Source organism: Chryseobacterium sp. UF-290, assembly GCF_058245615.1.
In genome coordinates, this window is sequence record NZ_JBSICB010000014.1 from 26,805 (window position 1) to 46,074 (window position 19,270).

14 protein-coding genes and 1 tRNA gene are annotated in these 19,270 nt (G+C 37.4%); 9 read left to right on the forward strand and 6 right to left on the reverse strand.

Annotated elements, in window-relative coordinates:
- The first annotated feature begins 4 nt into the window (after positions 1-4).
- The 3 genes from AC4IF5_RS15525 to AC4IF5_RS15535 are packed head-to-tail and all read left to right on the forward strand — an operon-like array spanning position 5 to position 4,527.
- A complete protein-coding gene (locus tag AC4IF5_RS15525) occupies positions 5-3,520 on the forward strand; it encodes a DUF6443 domain-containing protein (protein ID WP_490736047.1) in 3,516 nt (1,171 codons plus the stop codon).
- Between the two features lies 1 nt (position 3,521).
- Positions 3,522-3,956, forward strand: coding sequence for a hypothetical protein (locus AC4IF5_RS15530; RefSeq protein ID WP_490736049.1), 435 nt, complete (start codon positions 3,522-3,524; stop codon positions 3,954-3,956).
- Between the two features lie 28 nt (positions 3,957-3,984).
- A complete protein-coding gene (locus tag AC4IF5_RS15535) occupies positions 3,985-4,527 on the forward strand; it encodes a hypothetical protein (RefSeq protein ID WP_490736051.1) in 543 nt (180 codons plus the stop codon).
- A 54-nt stretch (positions 4,528-4,581) separates the two neighbouring features.
- Here the strand turns inward: AC4IF5_RS15535 and AC4IF5_RS15540 are convergent, their stop codons facing one another.
- Positions 4,582-4,863, reverse strand: a complete 282-nt coding sequence (locus AC4IF5_RS15540) for a helix-turn-helix domain-containing protein (RefSeq protein ID WP_490736053.1) — start codon at positions 4,861-4,863, stop codon at positions 4,582-4,584.
- Between the two features lie 409 nt (positions 4,864-5,272).
- Between AC4IF5_RS15540 and map the strand changes: the two genes are divergently transcribed.
- From map to AC4IF5_RS15560, 4 genes are all read left to right on the forward strand, one after another.
- Positions 5,273-6,037, forward strand: coding sequence for a type I methionyl aminopeptidase (gene map / locus AC4IF5_RS15545; RefSeq protein ID WP_490736055.1), 765 nt, complete (start codon positions 5,273-5,275; stop codon positions 6,035-6,037).
- Between the two features lie 118 nt (positions 6,038-6,155).
- Positions 6,156-6,728, forward strand: coding sequence for a hypothetical protein (locus AC4IF5_RS15550; RefSeq protein ID WP_490736057.1), 573 nt, complete (start codon positions 6,156-6,158; stop codon positions 6,726-6,728).
- 102 nt (positions 6,729-6,830) lie between these two features.
- A complete protein-coding gene (locus AC4IF5_RS15555) occupies positions 6,831-8,363 on the forward strand; it encodes a M20/M25/M40 family metallo-hydrolase (RefSeq protein ID WP_490736058.1) in 1,533 nt (510 codons plus the stop codon).
- Positions 8,364-8,684: 321 nt separating this feature from the next.
- Positions 8,685-9,380, forward strand: a complete 696-nt coding sequence (locus tag AC4IF5_RS15560; protein ID WP_490736060.1) for a hypothetical protein — start codon at positions 8,685-8,687, stop codon at positions 9,378-9,380.
- A 538-nt stretch (positions 9,381-9,918) separates the two neighbouring features.
- Here the strand turns inward: AC4IF5_RS15560 and AC4IF5_RS15565 are convergent.
- A tRNA-Ser gene (locus AC4IF5_RS15565) sits at positions 9,919-10,005 on the reverse strand.
- 55 nt (positions 10,006-10,060) lie between these two features.
- Positions 10,061-11,077 carry an asparaginase gene (locus tag AC4IF5_RS15570; RefSeq protein WP_490736062.1) on the reverse strand — a complete coding sequence of 339 codons (1,017 nt, stop codon included), beginning with the start codon at positions 11,075-11,077 and terminating at the stop codon, positions 10,061-10,063.
- A gap of 162 nt (positions 11,078-11,239) precedes the next feature.
- On the opposite strand from AC4IF5_RS15570, the gene AC4IF5_RS15575 reads away from it, so the two are divergent.
- The gene (locus AC4IF5_RS15575; RefSeq protein WP_490736064.1) at positions 11,240-11,920 is read left to right on the forward strand and encodes a TrmH family RNA methyltransferase; all 681 of its coding nucleotides are present in this window, start codon (positions 11,240-11,242) and stop codon (positions 11,918-11,920) included.
- 88 nt (positions 11,921-12,008) lie between these two features.
- Here AC4IF5_RS15575 and AC4IF5_RS15580 read toward each other — a convergent pair whose 3' ends face one another.
- The 3 genes from AC4IF5_RS15580 to tsaD all read right to left on the reverse strand — a co-directional run bounded on the left by AC4IF5_RS15580 (position 12,009) and on the right by tsaD (position 14,347).
- Positions 12,009-12,704, reverse strand: a complete 696-nt coding sequence (locus AC4IF5_RS15580; RefSeq protein WP_490736066.1) for an RsmE family RNA methyltransferase — start codon at positions 12,702-12,704, stop codon at positions 12,009-12,011.
- 68 nt (positions 12,705-12,772) lie between these two features.
- Positions 12,773-13,141 carry a four helix bundle protein gene (locus AC4IF5_RS15585; protein WP_490736068.1) on the reverse strand — a complete coding sequence of 123 codons (369 nt, stop codon included), beginning with the start codon at positions 13,139-13,141 and terminating at the stop codon, positions 12,773-12,775.
- A 189-nt stretch (positions 13,142-13,330) separates the two neighbouring features.
- Entirely contained in the window at positions 13,331-14,347 is a 1,017-nt protein-coding gene (tsaD, locus tag AC4IF5_RS15590) for a tRNA (adenosine(37)-N6)-threonylcarbamoyltransferase complex transferase subunit TsaD (RefSeq protein WP_490736070.1), read from the reverse strand.
- Between the two features lie 4 nt (positions 14,348-14,351).
- Between tsaD and AC4IF5_RS15595 the strand changes: the two genes are divergently transcribed.
- The gene (locus AC4IF5_RS15595; protein WP_490736072.1) at positions 14,352-19,148 is read left to right on the forward strand and encodes a translocation/assembly module TamB domain-containing protein; all 4,797 of its coding nucleotides are present in this window, start codon (positions 14,352-14,354) and stop codon (positions 19,146-19,148) included.
- Positions 19,149-19,270 lie beyond the last annotated feature (122 nt).

The window sequence follows — 19,270 nt, forward strand, 5'->3', positions numbered from 1 at the left end:
AACGATGAAAAAGATAATCATTCCCATAGGAATCGTGCTGATGGGATCTGTAAAAGCACAGGTATCCGGTACAGAAAACTATATCCAAACCAAAACTTATCTGGATTATAGTGGGACTACTCCTACAAAAACCTCAGAAGCCGTTCAGTATTTTGATGGGCTGGGAAGATCCAAACAGGTAGTCAATGTCAAAGCATCCCCACTAGGGAAAGATGTAGTCACCCATATTGAATACGATCAGTTTGGAAGACAGGTAAAAGATTACCTGCCTGTTCCCCAATCAGGAACCCAGAATGGGGCGATCTATACTTCTCCACTGGGAAATGCTTCCTCTATCTATGGAGCAGAGAAGATCTTTTCTGAAAAGGTATTGGAAAGCTCACCTTTGGATAGGATCCAGCAGCAGATCCAGATAGGAAACGACTGGAGCAGTAAACCTGTAAAATTTGATTACGATGCCAATACAGATGGAGAAGTTAAAAAATACACTACTTCCACCACATGGGTAAATGGTGCTACCTCTTCTTCTATAAGCTTTTCAGGAACATTCGGGGGTGCACAGCTATACAAGAACACCGTTACCGATGAAGACGGAAACAAGACCATTGAGTTCAAAAACGGACAGGGCCAGACTTTGCTGGTAAGAAAAATGATCAGTGCTTCCGAAAATGCAGATACCTATTATGTGTATAATGAATATAACCAGCTTGCCTTTGTCATTCCCCCATTGGCATCAGTTTCCGCATCATTAGACCAGACAACGCTTGACAACCTCTGCTATCAATACCGTTATGACGGCAGAGGCAGGCTTGTAGAAAAAAAGGTTCCTGGTAAAGGCTGGGAATATATGGTGTATAATAAAGCTGATCAGCTTATCCTAACCCAGGATACGGTCCTTAAAGGGAAAGGACAATGGCTGTTCACTAAATATGACCAGTTTGGAAGAGTTGTTTACACCGGAATCTCAAGTAATGCAGCCGGGAGGGCATCGATACAAAACAGTGCTAATGTCAATACTAATTTATATGAAACCAGAACTGCTACAGCAGGACTGACCTTAAACGGCATGCCTGTATATTATACTAAGCTTTCCACCCCCACCAATGTCACCCAGGTCTTAAGTGTTAATTATTATGATACCTATCCGTCAGACTCTCCAACCGTTACCAATGTATTCTCCCAACCCCTTCTTACGGATGACCCATCTCAGGAAAGGACGACAAAAGGTCTACTTACAGCTTCCTATGTAAAGAATATTGAAGATGACAAATGGACAAAGAATTTCATCTGGTATGATACCAAGGGAAGAACCATCGGGTCAAGAAGCCACCATCATTTGGGAGGATATACAGTTTTCAACCATAAGCTTGATTTTGCAGGCACCATTCTTCAGACCAACACCTACCACAGACTAGCCAGTGGCCCTGAAAAGCGGATCATAGAGAAATTTACCTATGACTCTCAGAACAGGCTTTTAACCCATACCCATCAGGTAGACAGTAATGCTGTTGAAATTCTGGCCCAAAATACCTACAATGAACTATCTCAGCTTGAAACCAAGAAAGTAGGAGGAGCGGATATTTCCAATCCCTTACAAACTATAGATTATAAATACAACATCAGAGGTTGGATGACCCAGATTAATGATCCGGTAAATTTAGGCAGCGATCTGTTCGGATATAAGATTAATTACAATCAGGTAGAAGGATTAGAAGTTCCTAATTCCGATTACTCCAATCTGAAGGTACAACCCAAATACAATGGGAATATTGCTGAAGTATCTTGGAAAACATTAACCGAAGAAAATGAACCGCTGAAAAGATATGGATATGTGTATGACCCTTTAAATAGACTTTCTGCAGGATTCTACCAGAAAGCTGGTAATGAATCAGCAAAAGAATATTTTGAAAAGATAGAATACGATCTTAACGGAAATATTTCAAGGTTGCAAAGATCTGCAGATTTATTGACAGGCAGTACTATAGCATTATCTATAGATAATCTCAAATATGACTATACAGGAAACAGGCTTACAAAAGTTACAGAGGAACAGGTAGGAAACAACAATGGATATCCATATCTTGCAGCTCATAATACCATCACTTATGATGATAATGGTAATATGATCTCTCATAAAGATAAAGGGATTACGGATATACAGTATAATTTTTTGAATTTAGCCAAGAAGTTTAGCTATTCATATGGGACATATTCTTACAAATACAGAGCTGATGGGGTAAAAGTGGAAAAGGAATCTTATTATGTAATTCCGAACGAAACATACCGGGTTCACTATATTGATTCATTCCAATATTCTGATCATAATGCTAATAAAATATTTGATCTTGATTTCGTTCCCACTTCTGAAGGCTATTTTGATTTTAGAAAAAAATTATATATTTACAATTATGTAGATCATTTAGGTAGTATCAGATTGAGCTATTCTGATTCCAATAAGGATGGAGTGATTCAGCCACGAGATACGTCTACAGAACACTGTATAGATTTAGGCGGAGGAATGACAGGGTGTACTACAATCTGGATTCCGGGAGAAATTGCTGAATTGAACAATTACTATCCTTTTGGATTGAAGCATGAGGGGAATAATAATCCTAATGTAGGATTTAATCCTTATCAATACAAGTATCAGGGACAAGAGTTGCAAGAAACTGGAATGTATATGTTTAAGTACAGAACATATATGCCGGATATTGGTCGATTCATTCAGTTAGATCCATTGGCAGAAAAGTTTCCTTATAATTCTACTTATGCTATCCAAGAGAATAAAATGGGTATGGGTATTGAATTGGAAGGATTGGAATTGTTACCGCATCATTCCGGTTATTTTGCAATTAGCGGTAATCAAATGACCGTTAAGCAAGCGCCTATTACACAAAGAGATTCCTTTGGAAGACCATCTTTCAGAGCTGGAGATATTGGATTATCAACAAGCGGTTACAATCCTGGTGGAGCAAGAATATCTTCAGGGACAACAGGTTTAAAGCTGAATTCATATAGATACGGTGGAGCAACTGGTTCTGATGCAAAAATGGAAAGTGTCAGAGGAGATGACCGACCTACTAACATCTGGACAAAAATGTATGATAAAGGAACTGATAAGATGAGTAAGATATCCGGAGGTGTAAAAGAATTGGTCAAGAATGCAAAAATGGCTATGGATATTCCAGAAGCAATAAAAAGTACAGAGAATTACGTACAAGCTTCTAAGGATATTAAGTCTATAGATTTTCAAGCTACTCAAATGGACCTTGCTATTGATTATGTAAATTCTAGTGGAATAAATATGAGTACTCAAACACGAAATGATGTTACTAATTATGTTTTTGACGGAACTTTACCAGCAGGAACAGATACGCAAAATGGACTTATTATACAAAATGGAACATCGATATTAAACTCAAACAACTTACCTATTCGTCCAACACCTGGACAAGTACAAAATATGTTGGAAAACAAACAGAAAGAAATACAGAATCAGGTAAACAGTATTCCTCACTAATATGAAGACAATTAAATATATATCAATATTATTAATCCTTTTCAGTGTCAGTTGTTGTGTAAACCAAAAGAAAAAGGAAGAGGAACAAATAAAAGAAACTGTTCAAAAATTTTGGACTGCGGTTCAGAATAATGATGAAGCAAGTTACTTAAGTTTGGTCGATGGTAGTGATGAATATAGATTAGCAATGTTAAACCAATTACACTATTTAAATAGAAATTATAATGATATAAATAAAACTATACATTCTAAAGACATACAAATAAAGGATACAAATGAGTTGGGAAGTTCTCAAAAATGTATAGAATATTTATTTATAAAACCTAATTCTACAGTAGAACCATTAAGTGTAAAATTGTTTTTTTATAAATCTATAGGTTATAATAAAATATTTAATCTTCAGATGTTAGGAAATTTACCCGAATGGGAAAAGTAAGAGTTATGATTGAATTACATTAAGTAAAATGAAACACATAAAAGTTTATTTAATAGTAAGTTTAATTTTAACATTATTGTCTTTTTTCTTAATAATTAGATGGGGTGATATTATATTTTGGATTTTATTTTATATAATAGTCACAGTTTTTATAATGCTTTTAATAAGACAATTGGAAATTTTAAATTATATAAAAAAATATCCTTTCAGAAATTATGACGAATCAGACCCATACTTTTCAGATGATGGAATTTTTAAATTTGAAAACAATGGCTTTTATGTTAAAAATCTAAAAACACAAGATTTTATAAAATGGAAGGATATAAATTTTATAATTGCATACAACGTTTTGCTTTTTGACACCAGTACTATGTTCTTAGAAATCCATACAAACGAAGGTGTTTTCAAGTTTGATGAGGAAACGTTAGGATGGCATCAATTAAGTAATAATATTAGATTAAACCTTTCCAATATTAATAATCGGTGGAGAATGATATTATTCAACACCCCTAATAAGGAAGATAGAGTTATCGTATATAATCGAAATGATATTACCACTCTACATTTATAAAATACTGAATGCAAAACAGCAAGAGGCTGTCCTTTTGAGACAGCCTCTTTTATATTACATAATTGATTGCAGTTTAGTTTGTTTAAGGAACGCATCCAGGAGCGCGAAGACATGCTGTCTATCATTCTCTTTTAGCTTTTGTATATCTAAAATTTTAGACACAATATTTTTATCCAGTAGAATATCCGTAGATCCTACAAGATAATCCAGAGATACTTCCAAGGCTTCTGCCAGTTGCGTGGCTATCTCAATAGATGGTTTTACTTCCTCATGTTCATATCTACCGATGGCAGTGCCGTGAATCCCTACCAGTGTATCCACTTCGTCCTGCGACATTTGATTATAGAATCTTTGGAGGATTATATCTTGCAGCTCATAATTATAAAGCTGTTTTACAGGAGGTAAAACAACACCTTGAAAAACTCTCCCAATGACTATCGAACACATCAAATCCCGGTTAAGACTTACTGAAGTTCTGCAATATTACAACTTGCAATCAAAAAACAACATGCTTGTATATCCCTGGTATGATGATAAAAGAGCAAGTTTACAGGGGAATCTGGAAAAGTTTTTTTACAAATAGAGTTTGGTTTTTATTATACAAACAACTTTAATAAGTTGAAAAAGTGTGTAGATATTTTTTCATCCCTCACTGACAAATATGTTTTTGCTCATACCTATAAAAGCAACAACATCCTATTCTTTTTCATAACTTTGTAAATATCAACGACAAAAAAACAAAATTATGTCAATAACTACCGAAGATCAGATGGCCGGAATGCAAAAGGTGAGTGAAGCTGTTGCTTATACGCTGAAAGCAATGATTGACTATACGAAACCTGGCATGACTACCAAAGATCTGGATGAATACGGAGCGAAGATCCTTGCTGATTTTGGAGCAAAATCTGCTCCTTATCTGACGTATGGGTTTCCGGGTTGGACGTGCATCAGTGTGGATAATGAATTTTGCCATGGTATTCCGACCGATCAGAGGGTGTTGAAAGAAGGGGATCTGATCAATATTGATGTTTCTGCAGAGCTTGACGGATATTGGGCGGACAACGGAGGTTCCTTTATCATCGGTAAAGATATCCACGGACATCAGAAACTGGTGGATGCATCCAAAGAAATTTTACAGAAAGCAATTGATAACATAAAAGGAGGGGTGAAAATAGCGGATATAGGATTTTTAATGGAAACCGAAGCGAAGAAAAGAGGGCTAAAAGTTATTAAAAATCTTGGTGGACATGGAGTAGGGAGAAGCCTGCATGAAGAGCCGGATGAATTGCTCAATTATAAGAACCGTTTCGATACCAGACGATTTAAGAAAAATTCTGTGGTGGCTATTGAAACCTTTATTTCCACTTCCTCAAATCTTGCCGTAGAAATGGAAGATGGCTGGACAATGGTAGGAAACAAGGGCGGGTATATGGCGCAACATGAACATACGATTGTTGTCACTGATGGTAAACCTATTATTTTAACCCGAATGAATGAGATCCTGAACTGATCTGTATTTAATATCTTATAAATTAAAAAAAGCTTTTCTCAGTGTAGAAAGGCTTTTTTTGAAATAGATTTGCCACTGGAATGGTAAAAAATTATATTTGTCCTATATCCGGTTATCTATGAAAAGAATACTATTTAGCTTTTATGCAGCCAGTCTTATTTTAAGTACTTTTTCATGTACCAGTTATATCAGGATGGTTCATACGGATCCGTTACCCGATTCTGAAAACATAACAAAGAAGCTGTCTTTTCAGGATGGAAGTTTGGATATCAGTTTTTATGGAGATTATGTGTTCGACAAAACAGATCAGAGATTTATCTTTTTCACCAATAGAGAGATCGGAAATATTCTTAAAAATTTAAAGGATAAACCATCCTCACAGATCTTATTTACATACACTCCTTCCAGCATTTATAACAATATGCTTGGATTTTATTATGCGGGAAAAACACTGGAAGAAGTAAAAAATGATTTCTCTGCAAAAAATCCGGAAAAGGAGATGTCTAATGGATTGCTTTACAGCTATCAATATAATGGACATGATATTATTGAAGTTTATAAACAGGAAGAAAAAGGAGTGATCAGACTGATTTCCCTTAATGATCCGGGAAGGCAGAACGTTGATAAGTTCAGGCTTGAAAATGAGAAGCTGTTCTTTGATCTTAATTCCGGTTTCTGGAATGGGTTGTAACCTTCTGCGGACAAACGGAGGAAATACTTGGCTTTTGATGCGGTTATAGGCTATTTGTTTTTTATATTTGTTATACTTCAAATCCATGTAAAACTTACCGATATGAAAAAATTTCTTTTAGCCATTCTGGGTATTCTTATCATTATAGCTGCCATAGTATTGATCAAAACTTATACTTATCCCTTTAAGAAAAATACAGCCGGAGCAGGTGAAGGATGGAAGCCTGTCAAAAATGACTCTGCAGTCATGCGTTTGTCTGGAGGGATCAAAATACCTACGGTTTCTACCGGTAGTCTGGGAACGTTCAACTATGCTCCTTTTGATCAGTTTAAAACTTATTTAAAAGCTTCTTATCCGCTGGTATTCCAACATACGGAAAATGTAGAGGTGAATCAGTATGGGCTGGTGTTTAGACTTAAAGGAAGCAATCCGGCTCTTGAGCCCGTTTTATTTCTTTCCCATATGGATGTTGTCCCTCCTGGAGATGCAGATATCACAAGCACAGAAGAAAATATATTCCGTCCTGATGATAAGCCGTCAGATCCTGTTTCAAAAGTTGCAGAAGACTGGGATTTTGCTCCCTTTTCAGGAGCTGTTGCCAATGGAAGGATTTATGGAAGAGGAGCGATAGATATGAAAGGGATGCTTTTCTCTTTAATGGAATCTATGAATAATCTGATTAAAAACGGACAAACCCCTCAACGGGATATTTACCTTGCCTTTGGCTTTGATGAAGAGGTGGGCGGTCAGAAAGGAGCGATGCAGATCGCAGACTATTTTAAAAAGAAAGGATTGAAATTTGACGCTGTATATGATGAAGGTGGATTGATCATGCGAAAAGGAAACGTAGCCGGAATTGATTCTGATGTTGCTGTGGTAGGATGTGCCGAAAAAGGTTTTCTTTCCGCGAAGATAAAAGTAAAAGGACTTGGCGGCCACTCTTCTATGCCTCCTATGGAAAGTGCGATCGGAAAAGCAGCAGTCATTATGCAGCGTCTGGAAGATCATCAGATGAAACCTGTCATTACACCCCTGATCAAAGAGTTCTTTGATAATATCGGAGGTGAAATGCCTTTTACTACAAGACTTGCTCTTGCCAATCAATGGCTTTTAAAACCTCTTTTGCTGTCACAGCTTACCAAGAATAATACGACAAATGCCCTGGTACGGACAACCACTGCACTGACAATGATGAAAGGAAGCGACGGAACCAATGTTCTTTCTCCCGAAGTGGAATTTGTTGTCAATTTCAGATTGCTTCCCGGAAATACGGTAGAAGATGTTCGCAAGCACATTGCCCAAGCAACTGAAGGTTTCGATGTGGAAGTAGAAGAGATTGATAATACAAGAGAAGCTTCGGCAATTTCTCCAACCAACACAAAAGCCTTTAAATTAATAGAAGCCGGCGTCAGAGAAATTCATCCCGGAGCTATTGTTGCCCCATATCTTACAATGGCCGGAACAGATGCCGGTAAATATGAAATTGTAAGTAAGAATGTTTACCGTTTCATGCCCATTAAGATCAACAGTGCAGAACAGCAAAGCATCCATAGTACCAATGAATATATCAGCATAGAAAACTACCTCAAGATGATCCACTATTTTGAGTATCTGATGAAAAACTATGATAGCTGAAAGGTAAATAGTCAATTCGCTTCGATTGTCAAATCTTTTCTATACACCCCATTCACGATTGACTTTGCGAAGCGAATTGACCATTGATAATTTAAAATTGCTTGTTGCCAGTTATGCAGTTCCTGTCTCAAGTCTCTCATCTCTACGTCCAAAGTCTTGATTTTTGGCTCTTGGTTCTTGGTTCTTGGTTCTTGGTTCTTGACTCTCTGCCCCCACATCATAAATACATTTTACTTTTTTACATTAATACTTAAAAAAATATAACACGTCAAGTTTTGTCGCATTACGGTAATAGCTTTGTCTCATCAAAATTACAGAGCTATGGAAATGCCATTTTACTTAAACTTTAAAGACTTTGAAAGCCATTATTATGACAACCTTGAAAAATGGTTTGAAGAATATCATAATACCAGCGAAATAGACTATCTGAAAGCTTTGGCTGCTTTGTACAGCCCTTACCTTTACTACAATTTTGCAGAAGACAGGTTGCAGGCAGATGCTTTTATTGAAGTGAAAGACTGCTTTTTCCCTTATCATGAAAGGATCGGAATTTCTTTCTGTGACCACTGTGAAAAAGATGCACCATCCAAAAAAGGTTTGAACCATGTATTTGAATTCAAAAATATTTCGATGATGGAGTATGCCCAGCATATTTTGGATAAGATCAATAAATATTGCTCAAAGAATAATAACGCTTTAGAGGGTAACAAAAATATCCTGGACTATGTCAACGATTATGATATTGTCACTTCGGTAGAAGGGGTAGGCTATTGCATCAGCTATAATCGCCACCAGAAAGTGCTTCCTTTTCTGAAAGCATATCTTCCCTACTACGGACAGATGGTCAATATGGCTGTATACAGGGATTTTGTTTTTTCCATTGTAGATATAGCGGAGTATATTGATCAGAAGTTGAAAACAGTAAAGGCTTTTGAGCATTCTATTTATAATCAGTCGAGAGCAGATGCCAGATTCAGGGTGCAGATGAGCCGTCAGTTTCTGACGCTGTGCAATTAAAATTTTACACCATAACATTCATACTAATTATATTGATGGAAAATTTTACGTTTTCCAGGCTAAAATCCCGGTCATTTCCGACCGGGATTTTTGTATTTCAAGCTCAGACTATAAGCTATTTATTTCCGTAAGGAATATTCCAGCTCAGATCCGCAGCCAGATAATGAGTAAAAGGAATATGGCAAAAGCCTTCTTTATCTTAAATGTGGGAGATAACTGCTTCAATATTAATTTAACAAACTGGGGGACAGTCTGATTGGATAATAATACAGATGATCTGCAGAAAGTATATTTTGTCATAATAAAACCAGAGGCTTTACGGATGAATGCTTATTCAAATACTTTTAATAATGTTCAAAAACAAGACAAAATAACAATCTGATTTAGGAATGGTAATCAAGCTTTCAATTGTGTGTTGTGGAAAACATGTGGAAAACTTGGGGATAAAGTGGATAACTCTTTGTTTAATTTAAAGAAAAGAACTTTTTTGAAATTTGAGAAAAAAATAAAGCGCTGAATAACAACGCTTTATTTTTTGCAGAAAGGAAGGGATTCGAACCCTCGATACAGTTACCCGTATACTACCTTTCCAGGGTAGCTCCTTCAACCACTCGGACACCTTTCTTTTTGAGATTGCAAAAATAGTGTATTTTCTCGAATATCCAAATTATTATTGCAAATTAATCTGTAATTTCTCCACAAAGGCTTCTGGTGAAGTTATCAGCAAAGCTTCCGGAATAGTTAGGATTGTCTATTAAATGCATCGCTTTGGTAATAGCACTTTCCGCTGTCATATCCCTTCCACTGATTGCTCCTATCCTTGAGAAAATATTGCTGTTCTCATACTTCCCGAACGAAATACCTCCTGAAATACACTGGCTTACCACCACGATCTCCGTTCCGTTGTTTCTGATCTCCTGAAGGGTTTCCTGGGTTTTTTCACTGCTGAAAATGGTCCCCGAACCGAAAACCTGGAGAATAAGAACCTTCATTTTAGGAATTTCTTTAAAATGACTCAGATGCATTCCCGGGAAAATTCTCCAGAATAAAATATCTTCCGAAATATGTTCATCCACATGAAACTCTATTTCCGGATCACAACGGAATAGATTATCTTTAATGATATTTAAATGCACGCCTGACTGCCCCAGGATAGGGTAATTCGGACTTGCATAGGCATCGAAATACTCCGCAGAGTATTTCAGCGTTCTGTTTCCTCTTAATAGTTTATATTCGAAATAGATGGCAACTTCCTGGATAACGGCTTCATCATTCTCATAAAGGCTTGCATAATAAAGGCTTGTCAGAAGATTTTCCTTGGCATCCGTTCTGAGATCACCGATCGGAAGCTGAGATCCGGTCATAATCACCGGTTTTCTTAGCCCTTTTAGCATGAAGCTTAATGCCGAAGCAGTATAAGACATGGTATCGGTTCCGTGAAGGATCAGGAAACCGTCATAATCATTATAATTTTTGTAGATATAATTGGCGATGACCTTCCATTCCTCAGGTCCCATATCCGAAGAGTCCAGAGGCTTTGCAAAAGGATGAACAAAGACTTCGCATTCCATCAGCTTCATTTCAGGCATTTTTTCGAATATATTACCAAAATCAAAGGCACGGAGACTTCCGGTTTCATAATCTTTTTCCATCCCGATGGTTCCACCGGTATAGATGAGCAGGACTTTTCGCTTCATGTAGTATTTTTAATTAAGAATTTGAGACCGAATAAGGTTCATAGCCCAAAATTACGTTAATTTGCAAAGATTTGAAAATGAATGAAACGCTTATAGTAAAAATTTATAGAATTGGATTGTAATTGTAAGCGTTATATCTGGCTATTGAAAAAGAATAATTAAATGCAGATGAAAGATTTAGCTCAAACTTTTGAGTATTTAAAACAGTTTTTAACAGAAGAAAGACTGACGAAAATTGAACATTTCTCTCAGGAAAGCTCTGATTTTGTGCTTCCGGTTGTAGAAGATATTTATCAGTTTCGGAATGCGGCAGCTATTGTACGTTCTGTAGAAGCCTGCGGTTTTCATAAAGTAGTGGCTTTGCAGGAAGAGTATAGCTTTGAGCCCAATCTTCGGGTAACAAAAGGGGCGGATACCTGGGTGGAGGTTGAAAAGCTTCCCCGGAATATGGATTCCTTTCAGCATATTAAAGACAGGGGATACAAAATTGTAGCTGTTTCGTTGGAAAATAATGCCGTAATGTTGCCTGAATATGAAGTTACCGGGCCTATTGCCTTAGTTTTCGGAACTGAGATGGAGGGAGTTTCGCAGGAAATTTTGGATTTTGCAGACGAAACGCTGGCCATTCCGATGTATGGCTTTACCAGAAGCTTCAATGTTTCTGTAGCAGCTTCAATTTGTATGTATGAATTGAAACAAAAGCTTATAAAGTCTGATATTGATTATAAATTAAATGAAGAAAAGCTTTTAAGAATGAAAATCCTTTGGGCGGTAAACTCAATGAGGAGCGGGCAGCAGGTTTTTGAAAAATACCTGAGAGAGAATAATATTGATTGGAAATAATTAATCAGAAAATAAAAAATGAGGAGGTTGGCTAACCTCCTTTATTGTTATTATAAATCGCTAAGAAAATTATCTTTCGATTAAATATCTATATCATGTTATAATAATTCCATGCTGCTACGAAAACTCCGGCAGTTTCTGTTCTCAGCCTTTGATTTCCGAGGGATACGGCCCTTACTTTATTTTCTGCCAGAAAAGCAATTTCCTTTTCAGAAAAATCTCCTTCCGGACCTATTAAAAACGTAAGCCGTTCCGGTTGAGGAATATCTTTAAGATCAATTCTTTCAAGATTCTCATGACAGTGTGCTACAAAAGTATTTTCCGGATCTGTTTTTTTCAGAAAGTCTGTCAGTTTTACAACATCATTAATGACTGGAAAATGAAATCTCAGACTTTGCTTTGATGCGGCGATAGCCTGTTTCCTGATTTTATCAATATTGATGTTTTTACGCTCAGTCTTTTCGGTCAGAATCATACTGATCTCCGTAATACCCATCTCTACAGCTTTTTCTACAAAAAATTCAATCCTGTCAATATTTTTGGTGGGAGCAATGGCAATATGAAGCTTCGGATTGAATTCCGGCAGATTTTCTTTGATCTCAGAAACTTCAATACCCGCTTTCTTGCCTTCTATGATAAGCTTTCCGGAAGCTAGTTTCCCTTTTCCGTCCGTCACATGGATCTCTTCACCATCTTTCATCCGAAGTACTTTCACAATATGTTGTTGCTCTTCGTCGTTAATGATTACCTGGTTGTTATTGATATGTCCGTAGAATAATTTCATAATGTATCGGTAAAAAGGCAAAAGGGCAAAACTGCAAAAAAGGCAATTAAATTGCACTTAGACCTCTTTCAATTTTTTTCTTTATTTAATGTTTTGTTTAAAGCATTCAGCTGATTTGATATACTTTCAGCTTTCGCTCTAAGCTGTTCATAATCTTTATCATTCAAAAAGCCTAGATCATTGGAGAGGATAAGGAAGTTGAGAACCTCAATGCAGCTGCCAAAAGAAATTGTGATAAACCTTGATTTTTCTTTTTCTGTTGATCTGCACATTCCTTCAGCAATATTAGCTGCAATACTTGTGCTTGCTCTTCTTATTTGATTGGTGATTCCAAATTTTTCACTCTTTGGGAATGCAGAAGTTGTTTGATAAATATCTTTAATTAATTCTCTGGTATTATTCCATACTTCCAGCTTTTCAAAATAAAATTTGTACATTTCTCATCATTTGTTTTTATAATGCAAATTAGCCAATTCATTTTTAAAAACAAACAGTGAAAATTGGGAAACAGATTATCTCTTTTAAGAAATTTAAGTTCTTTATATCCTTTATAACCTTCTCAGCTTTTTTGCTCTTTCGCAATTTTGCTCTTTCGCAATTTTGCCTTTTCACCCTTATCAGCCCTCTTACAAATCATACTTTGCCGTAGCCGTCGTCCTAAGATCAGTAAATTCACCTCTCTCGAACTTCAGCTGAGCTACCATGGCAATCATGGCGGCATTGTCTGTGGTGTATTCAAACTTAGGAATATAGATGTCCCAGCTTAGTTTTTCTTTGTTGTCTTCCATTGCTTTTCTAAGCGCAGAATTGGCAGATACACCACCTGCAATGGCAACTTGATTCACATTAAGATCTTTGGCGGCTTTTTCAAGCTTATTCATCAGGATTTCAATGATAGATTGCTGTACGGAAGCACAAAGATCATTGAGGTTTTCTTTAATGAAGTCTGGATTTTTTCTGACTTCTTTCTGGATGAAATAAAGTACGGAAGTTTTAATACCGCTGAAAGAATAATCATAATTTTCCAGCTTCGGTTTGTTGAATTTAAAAGCATCGGGATTTCCTTCTTTGGCAAGCCTGTCGATGATAGGGCCGGCAGGATAGTCAAGATCAAAGATTTTCCCGATTTTATCAAAAGCTTCTCCTGCTGCATCATCAATGGTTTTTCCGATAATTTCCATATCGAAGTAGTCTTTTACGAGTACGATCATGGTATGCCCTCCGCTTACTGTGAGACACAGAAAAGGGAAGGTGGGCGGCACAGGATTTGCATCTTCGATGAAATGGGCCAGAATATGGGCTTGAAGGTGATTGACTTCGATCAGGGGAACATTTAGGCTCATAGCCAAAGACTTAGCAAATGATGTTCCTACAAGAAGTGATCCTAAAAGTCCGGGTCCGCGTGTAAATCCTATAGCTGAGATAGCATTTTGTTGTATATTTGCTTTGGAAAAAGATTTTTCAACAACGGGGATGATATTTTGTTGATGGGCCCGTGAAGCCAATTCAGGAACTACACCGCCATATTCTTTATGGATGGCCTGATTCGCGGCAATGTTCGAAAGAATAGAATTTCCCTTGATGATAGCTGCTGAGGTGTCGTCGCAGGACGATTCAATACCTAAAATTATAGAGTCGCTCATAATAATGGCAAAGTTAGAGAATAATAACGAGAATGAGAATAAAAAATCAGTAGCTGAGAACCTAGGGGATCAGGTACAAAAGACTGTCGAAAATGTGGAAGAAAAAGTTCGGGAGACAGTAAAAGAAGCATCTGAACTGGCTTCAGATGCCATAAATCATCCTGTGGAAACTGCTGAGGAGTTTGGGAAGCAGGCTATGAAAGATGTTACCAGCTATACCTGGTGGGCAAAACTTCTTCTGATTCTCTTTTGGCTCGGACTTTTTCTGGTAGGAAGCATATTGGTGGTGATCAATCTTCCTATAACCAAACAATGGGCGGCTAATCAGGCTCTTCAGATTGTTAATCAGGATTTTAAAGCTGGTTTTTCTACCGAAAGTGTAGATGTAAATTATTTCGGAGATGTAACGATAAAAGGCTTAAAGGTCAAAGATTATAAAGGTCTTGATTTTATTAAGGCACGCGAATTTCGTGCTGATTCTGACTGGATTTCTCTTGCCATAAATGCTATTTCCGGAAACAGTAATTCCTTAAGCTTTAATTCCCTTACCCTTGTAAATGCCGATATAAAGGTTATTACCTATAAAGGGGACAGTATTGCCAATTTTGTCAGATTTACCGAGCTTTTTGATAACGGAAAGAAAAGAGATCCTAAAAAACCTCCTTTTCAATTGAATTCGAGAGTACAGATCATTGATTCTAAAGTATCTATTGTTAATGAAAATTCTCCGGGAGATCAGGGAAAGTGGCTTGTAGCAACAAAATTCAATCTTAAAGCTCCCAACGTAAAAGTGAACGGTCCGAACGTTTCGGCGCTGATCAATAATATGTCATTTGTAACCTCAAGATGGGGAAAATCTCATATTGTAGATACCTTTTCAACAGAATTGTCACTGACCCAACAGTTTTTATCCTTAAAAGACCTTACCCTGAATACAGACCATACTTTGCTTCAGGGAAATATTAAATTTAATCTTAATAATGGTTCCTGGGCTGATTTTGCGGATAAAGTTCGCTGGGATATGAATATCAACCAGGGAAGCCAGGTCAGCGGTTATGATATCAGCTATTTTGTGACCAATTGGGATAATATCAAGCCGTTCAACCTTTCAGGGAAAATGACCGGTCCTTTAAATAAATTCCACCTGGAAAATTTCCTGATCAGAAATCCTGATGTCAATATTGCGACCAAAACAATGAAGGTCGATAATTTACTGAAAGGAAACTTTTTAATTGAAACAAAAGATCTTTCTACAGACTTTACCTATAAAGATCTGAAAGCAATGATGCCTTCTTTTATTTCTGACAAGATGAAGAATTTTGCGGATGATTTCGGGAAACTAAAATACAATGGAACGGCAAAAGTGAATCCGGATCAGATCTATGTGGAGAGCGGAAATTTACTGACGGGAATAGGGCAGGCCAACATTTCTAAACTTACATTGACAGGGTACAGTACGGCTATGCCTAAATACTCAGGTTATCTTGATGTGAAGGACCTCAATACTTCTGTGATCACAAAAAATAAAGCAGTAGGCCTGATCTCCGGAAAATTTGACCTTAACGGCGAAAGCTTTGATGTCAATACGATGCGCCTGACCACTAAATCTCAGATTGCCAGCATTGAAATTATGGATAAAGTGATTAATAACCTGTATCTGGACGGATTATTAGATCATAAAAAATATAACGGGCTGATCACCGTGAATGATGATCAGGCTAAAGCAACTGTCAAAGGGCTGATAGATTTCAGTACTTCTAAAGTAGCTATGGATGTGAATGCTGATGTGAGCTACCTGAACATGAACTATTTCACGAATAAGCCAGGGAATCAGATCGTAAGCGGACAGGTTGAAGGGAAAATGTCAATGTCATTAATCAATGACCTTACCCTGGATGTGAATGCCAATAACCTTCATTTTGCTACTGCTACCCAAAAATATAATATTCCTAACGCAAAGCTGAAAACATTTGTTGAAGCAGGTGGCCGTGTTATTGATGTGGATGCGCCAGGGGCCGCAACAGGAAAAATATCAGGTAAATACAATCTTGCAGATCTTGCCGGGATGGTAGAGAACGGAGTGGGCAGAATTCTGGTGGGACCTCCACCTAGAAAACTGTACCGTGGACAGAATTTTACCCTGAATTTTGACGTACGCCAGGGGTTGGTCAATTATTTTTTACCGGACCTGAAGCTGCCTAACGGAGCTCTTGTAGAAGGAGAATATGATGGGAACTCCAATAATTTGATCCTGAACCTGGATGCTGCTTCCTTGAAGTATATCATGACAAAAGAGGAAGAAATAAGTGATGCCGATAAAGCTTTGGCATCCTCTAATCCTGACTATAGGATCAATGACAGAAAGAACCTGAGCAGAGACAGTGCTCTGGTAGACAGTGTGAAGGTCAGAATTAATACGGCTAACCTGAGCGAACAGCTGTATGCCAGGATCAGCAGAGTCGTGTATAATAAAAATGTAATCAAAGATTTTGAGCTTAAAGGGAATAATGAGAATGGAAATACGCTCCATCTTGCTACTGTATTTAAGCATGGAAGCCCGGATGATGAGATCAATGAAAAACTTAAGGAATATGCCATTAATGTTGATCAGTCTACAGATGCGGCGGGGGATTATGTATTCAGGTTTGAACCTACTGAAGTAAAGTTCAATGAAGTGATCTGGGCTATAGATACAAGTCCGGAACTTAACCATTCCATTACTTATAGGAAGAAGACCGGAGATTTTGATATCAGAAACCTGCGGGTTTATTCCGATAAAAGTGCCTTGTTTATCAAGGAAGCACAGTTTAAGTCAGCTAAGGATTTTTATGTAGATGCGGATATCAATGATTTTGCTGTGGAAAAGCTTCTGGAAATGCAGTCCGGAGGAAACGGTATGGATATAAAAGGACTTGCCAACGGAAGTGTAAAGATCAGAATGGATAAGAGTACACTACAGCCATTGGTAGACCTTACTATTGATGATATTAAGATGAATGGAAATGAGATGGGAGATATTTCAATTTCAGCAACCAACGGCTTCTCTTTAAATGTCTATGATATCGATGTAAAGGTACATTCTGCAGGAGAATTAGGAAACAACAGCCTTAATCTGACAGGAACGGTCAATAATAATACCGCTTCTCCGGTCATTGATCTGACTGCTGAAATGCGTGACTTTGACCTTTCATTCACCCAGCAGTTTGTGCAGACGATCTTTGGAAACCTCAGAGGAAAAGCTACAGGAGATCTTAAGATCAATGGTAAGCTTAATAACCTGGATTATAGCGGAGATATTGCTTTAAAAGATTTTGGATTAAAACTTCTCTTTACAGGAGTGGATTATTCTTTTGATGATACGGTCATTCAGCTGACCAGAGGGCTTGCGATCCTCAATAATATTGAAGTACATGACGGAAGGTCCAACTCTAAAGGAAATGTTTCCGGAGCGATCCAGTTTGAAACCCTTTCATCCATGGGGGTATCTCTGGTAATGAGAGCTGACAACCTGCTGATGCTGAATACGACTCAGAAAGATTTTGATCTGTTCTGGGGAAGGGTATATGGTCAGGGAGACCTCTATGTGGACGGACCTGTTTCAGGATTGAGTATAACAACGCCTAACATGAAAGCGCTTAACGGAAGTACATTTACTTTCAATTCAAGCTCTACTTCCAATGTGGAAGAATTTAAGATGCTGAGGTTCCTGAAAGAAGGAAAAGACGGATTGGTTACACTGGAAGAAAAGAAGAAGACGGGAGCCAATATGAACATAGACTTCAATCTGGCTGTGGATAAAGGAACAACGGTAAACGTACTGGTAGGGGATGATGTAGGGAATATTACCGTAAAAGGAGTGGCAGCACCACTGAAGTTCCAGATGAACAGACAGGGAAATATTGCCATGAGCGGAACATATAAAGTTGATAACGGAACATTTGTTTCCAAGGCGATCCTTAATAAGACATTCCAGATCGAAAGAAACAGCAGTATCAGATGGGATGGTGACGCCATGAAGCCGAGCCTTGATATTACCGCAAATTATGTAAGAATGGTTTCCAATGCCGGGGAATACCTCAGTATGGGAAAGCTTCAGCCTATCAGTATTTTGCTGCAGGCGAATATCACACAGTCTCTGGTCAATCCTAAAGTGGATCTTAATGTGACGGCTTTAGACGTCTCCAGCCAGGTAAGAGAAACATTGGCTGCAAAAATGAGTCAGGAAGGAGAGAAGGTGCTTCAGTTCGGTTCTATTCTTTTGTTAAATAGTTTCAATGTGTCCAATTCCGGTGGGGTTGATGTGAATGTAGGAAATGTTGCAGAATCTTCCGGGTATAACATGCTTTTGAAACAGTTGGGATCAGTTCTTAACACAATGAGTAATGAATTCCAGATCGACCTGAATTACGTAAAAGGTGATCAGAATTCAAACATCGGAGATAGGGCCAATGCAGGAGTAAGTGTGGCTGTTTCACCTAGGGTCAATATAAAAACAGGTCTGGGAATCCCCTTGTCAAAAGCAGATGCTACACAGGCTAATTACCTTTCAGGAGAGGGTTCTATTGAATATGACCTTTCAAAGAAAAATGACGGAAGCCTTATTATACGTGCCTATTCCAAGCCTACAAATATTGGTATGGGAATGGTAAGTACGAATGGTTCTGCAAATCAGGCTTATGGAGGAGGTGTTGTATGGAGTAAAAGCTTCAATTCTTTGTTCAAAAAGAAGAAAAAAGATAAAAAAACTTCTGAAGCAAAAGGTGAAATAAAAACAGATTCTATAAAATCGTCAGGTAAATAATTAGAATATTTTAATGATTTTTATCATCTGTGTTAATTATTGTTAATGTTTGATATATATTTTTTAGTTAAATTATTTTTCGTAAATTTGCAAAAAATACATAGATTTTTTAAAGAAATTGT

Coding starts and splice junctions, on each gene's coding strand:
- AC4IF5_RS15525 (WP_490736047.1), top strand. CDS start 5: ATGAAAAAGATAATCATTCCCATAGGAATCGTGCTGATGGGATCTGTA.
- AC4IF5_RS15530 (WP_490736049.1), top strand. CDS start 3,522: ATGAAGACAATTAAATATATATCAATATTATTAATCCTTTTCAGTGTC.
- AC4IF5_RS15535 (WP_490736051.1), top strand. CDS start 3,985: ATGAAACACATAAAAGTTTATTTAATAGTAAGTTTAATTTTAACATTA.
- AC4IF5_RS15540 (WP_490736053.1), bottom strand. CDS start 4,863: ATGTCGCAGGACGAAGTGGATACACTGGTAGGGATTCACGGCACTGCC.
- map (WP_490736055.1), top strand. CDS start 5,273: ATGTCAATAACTACCGAAGATCAGATGGCCGGAATGCAAAAGGTGAGT.
- AC4IF5_RS15550 (WP_490736057.1), top strand. CDS start 6,156: ATGAAAAGAATACTATTTAGCTTTTATGCAGCCAGTCTTATTTTAAGT.
- AC4IF5_RS15555 (WP_490736058.1), top strand. CDS start 6,831: ATGAAAAAATTTCTTTTAGCCATTCTGGGTATTCTTATCATTATAGCT.
- AC4IF5_RS15560 (WP_490736060.1), top strand. CDS start 8,685: ATGGAAATGCCATTTTACTTAAACTTTAAAGACTTTGAAAGCCATTAT.
- AC4IF5_RS15570 (WP_490736062.1), bottom strand. CDS start 11,077: ATGAAGCGAAAAGTCCTGCTCATCTATACCGGTGGAACCATCGGGATG.
- AC4IF5_RS15575 (WP_490736064.1), top strand. CDS start 11,240: ATGCAGATGAAAGATTTAGCTCAAACTTTTGAGTATTTAAAACAGTTT.
- AC4IF5_RS15580 (WP_490736066.1), bottom strand. CDS start 12,704: ATGAAATTATTCTACGGACATATCAATAACAACCAGGTAATCATTAAC.
- AC4IF5_RS15585 (WP_490736068.1), bottom strand. CDS start 13,141: ATGTACAAATTTTATTTTGAAAAGCTGGAAGTATGGAATAATACCAGA.
- tsaD (WP_490736070.1), bottom strand. CDS start 14,347: ATGAGCGACTCTATAATTTTAGGTATTGAATCGTCCTGCGACGACACC.
- AC4IF5_RS15595 (WP_490736072.1), top strand. CDS start 14,352: ATGGCAAAGTTAGAGAATAATAACGAGAATGAGAATAAAAAATCAGTA.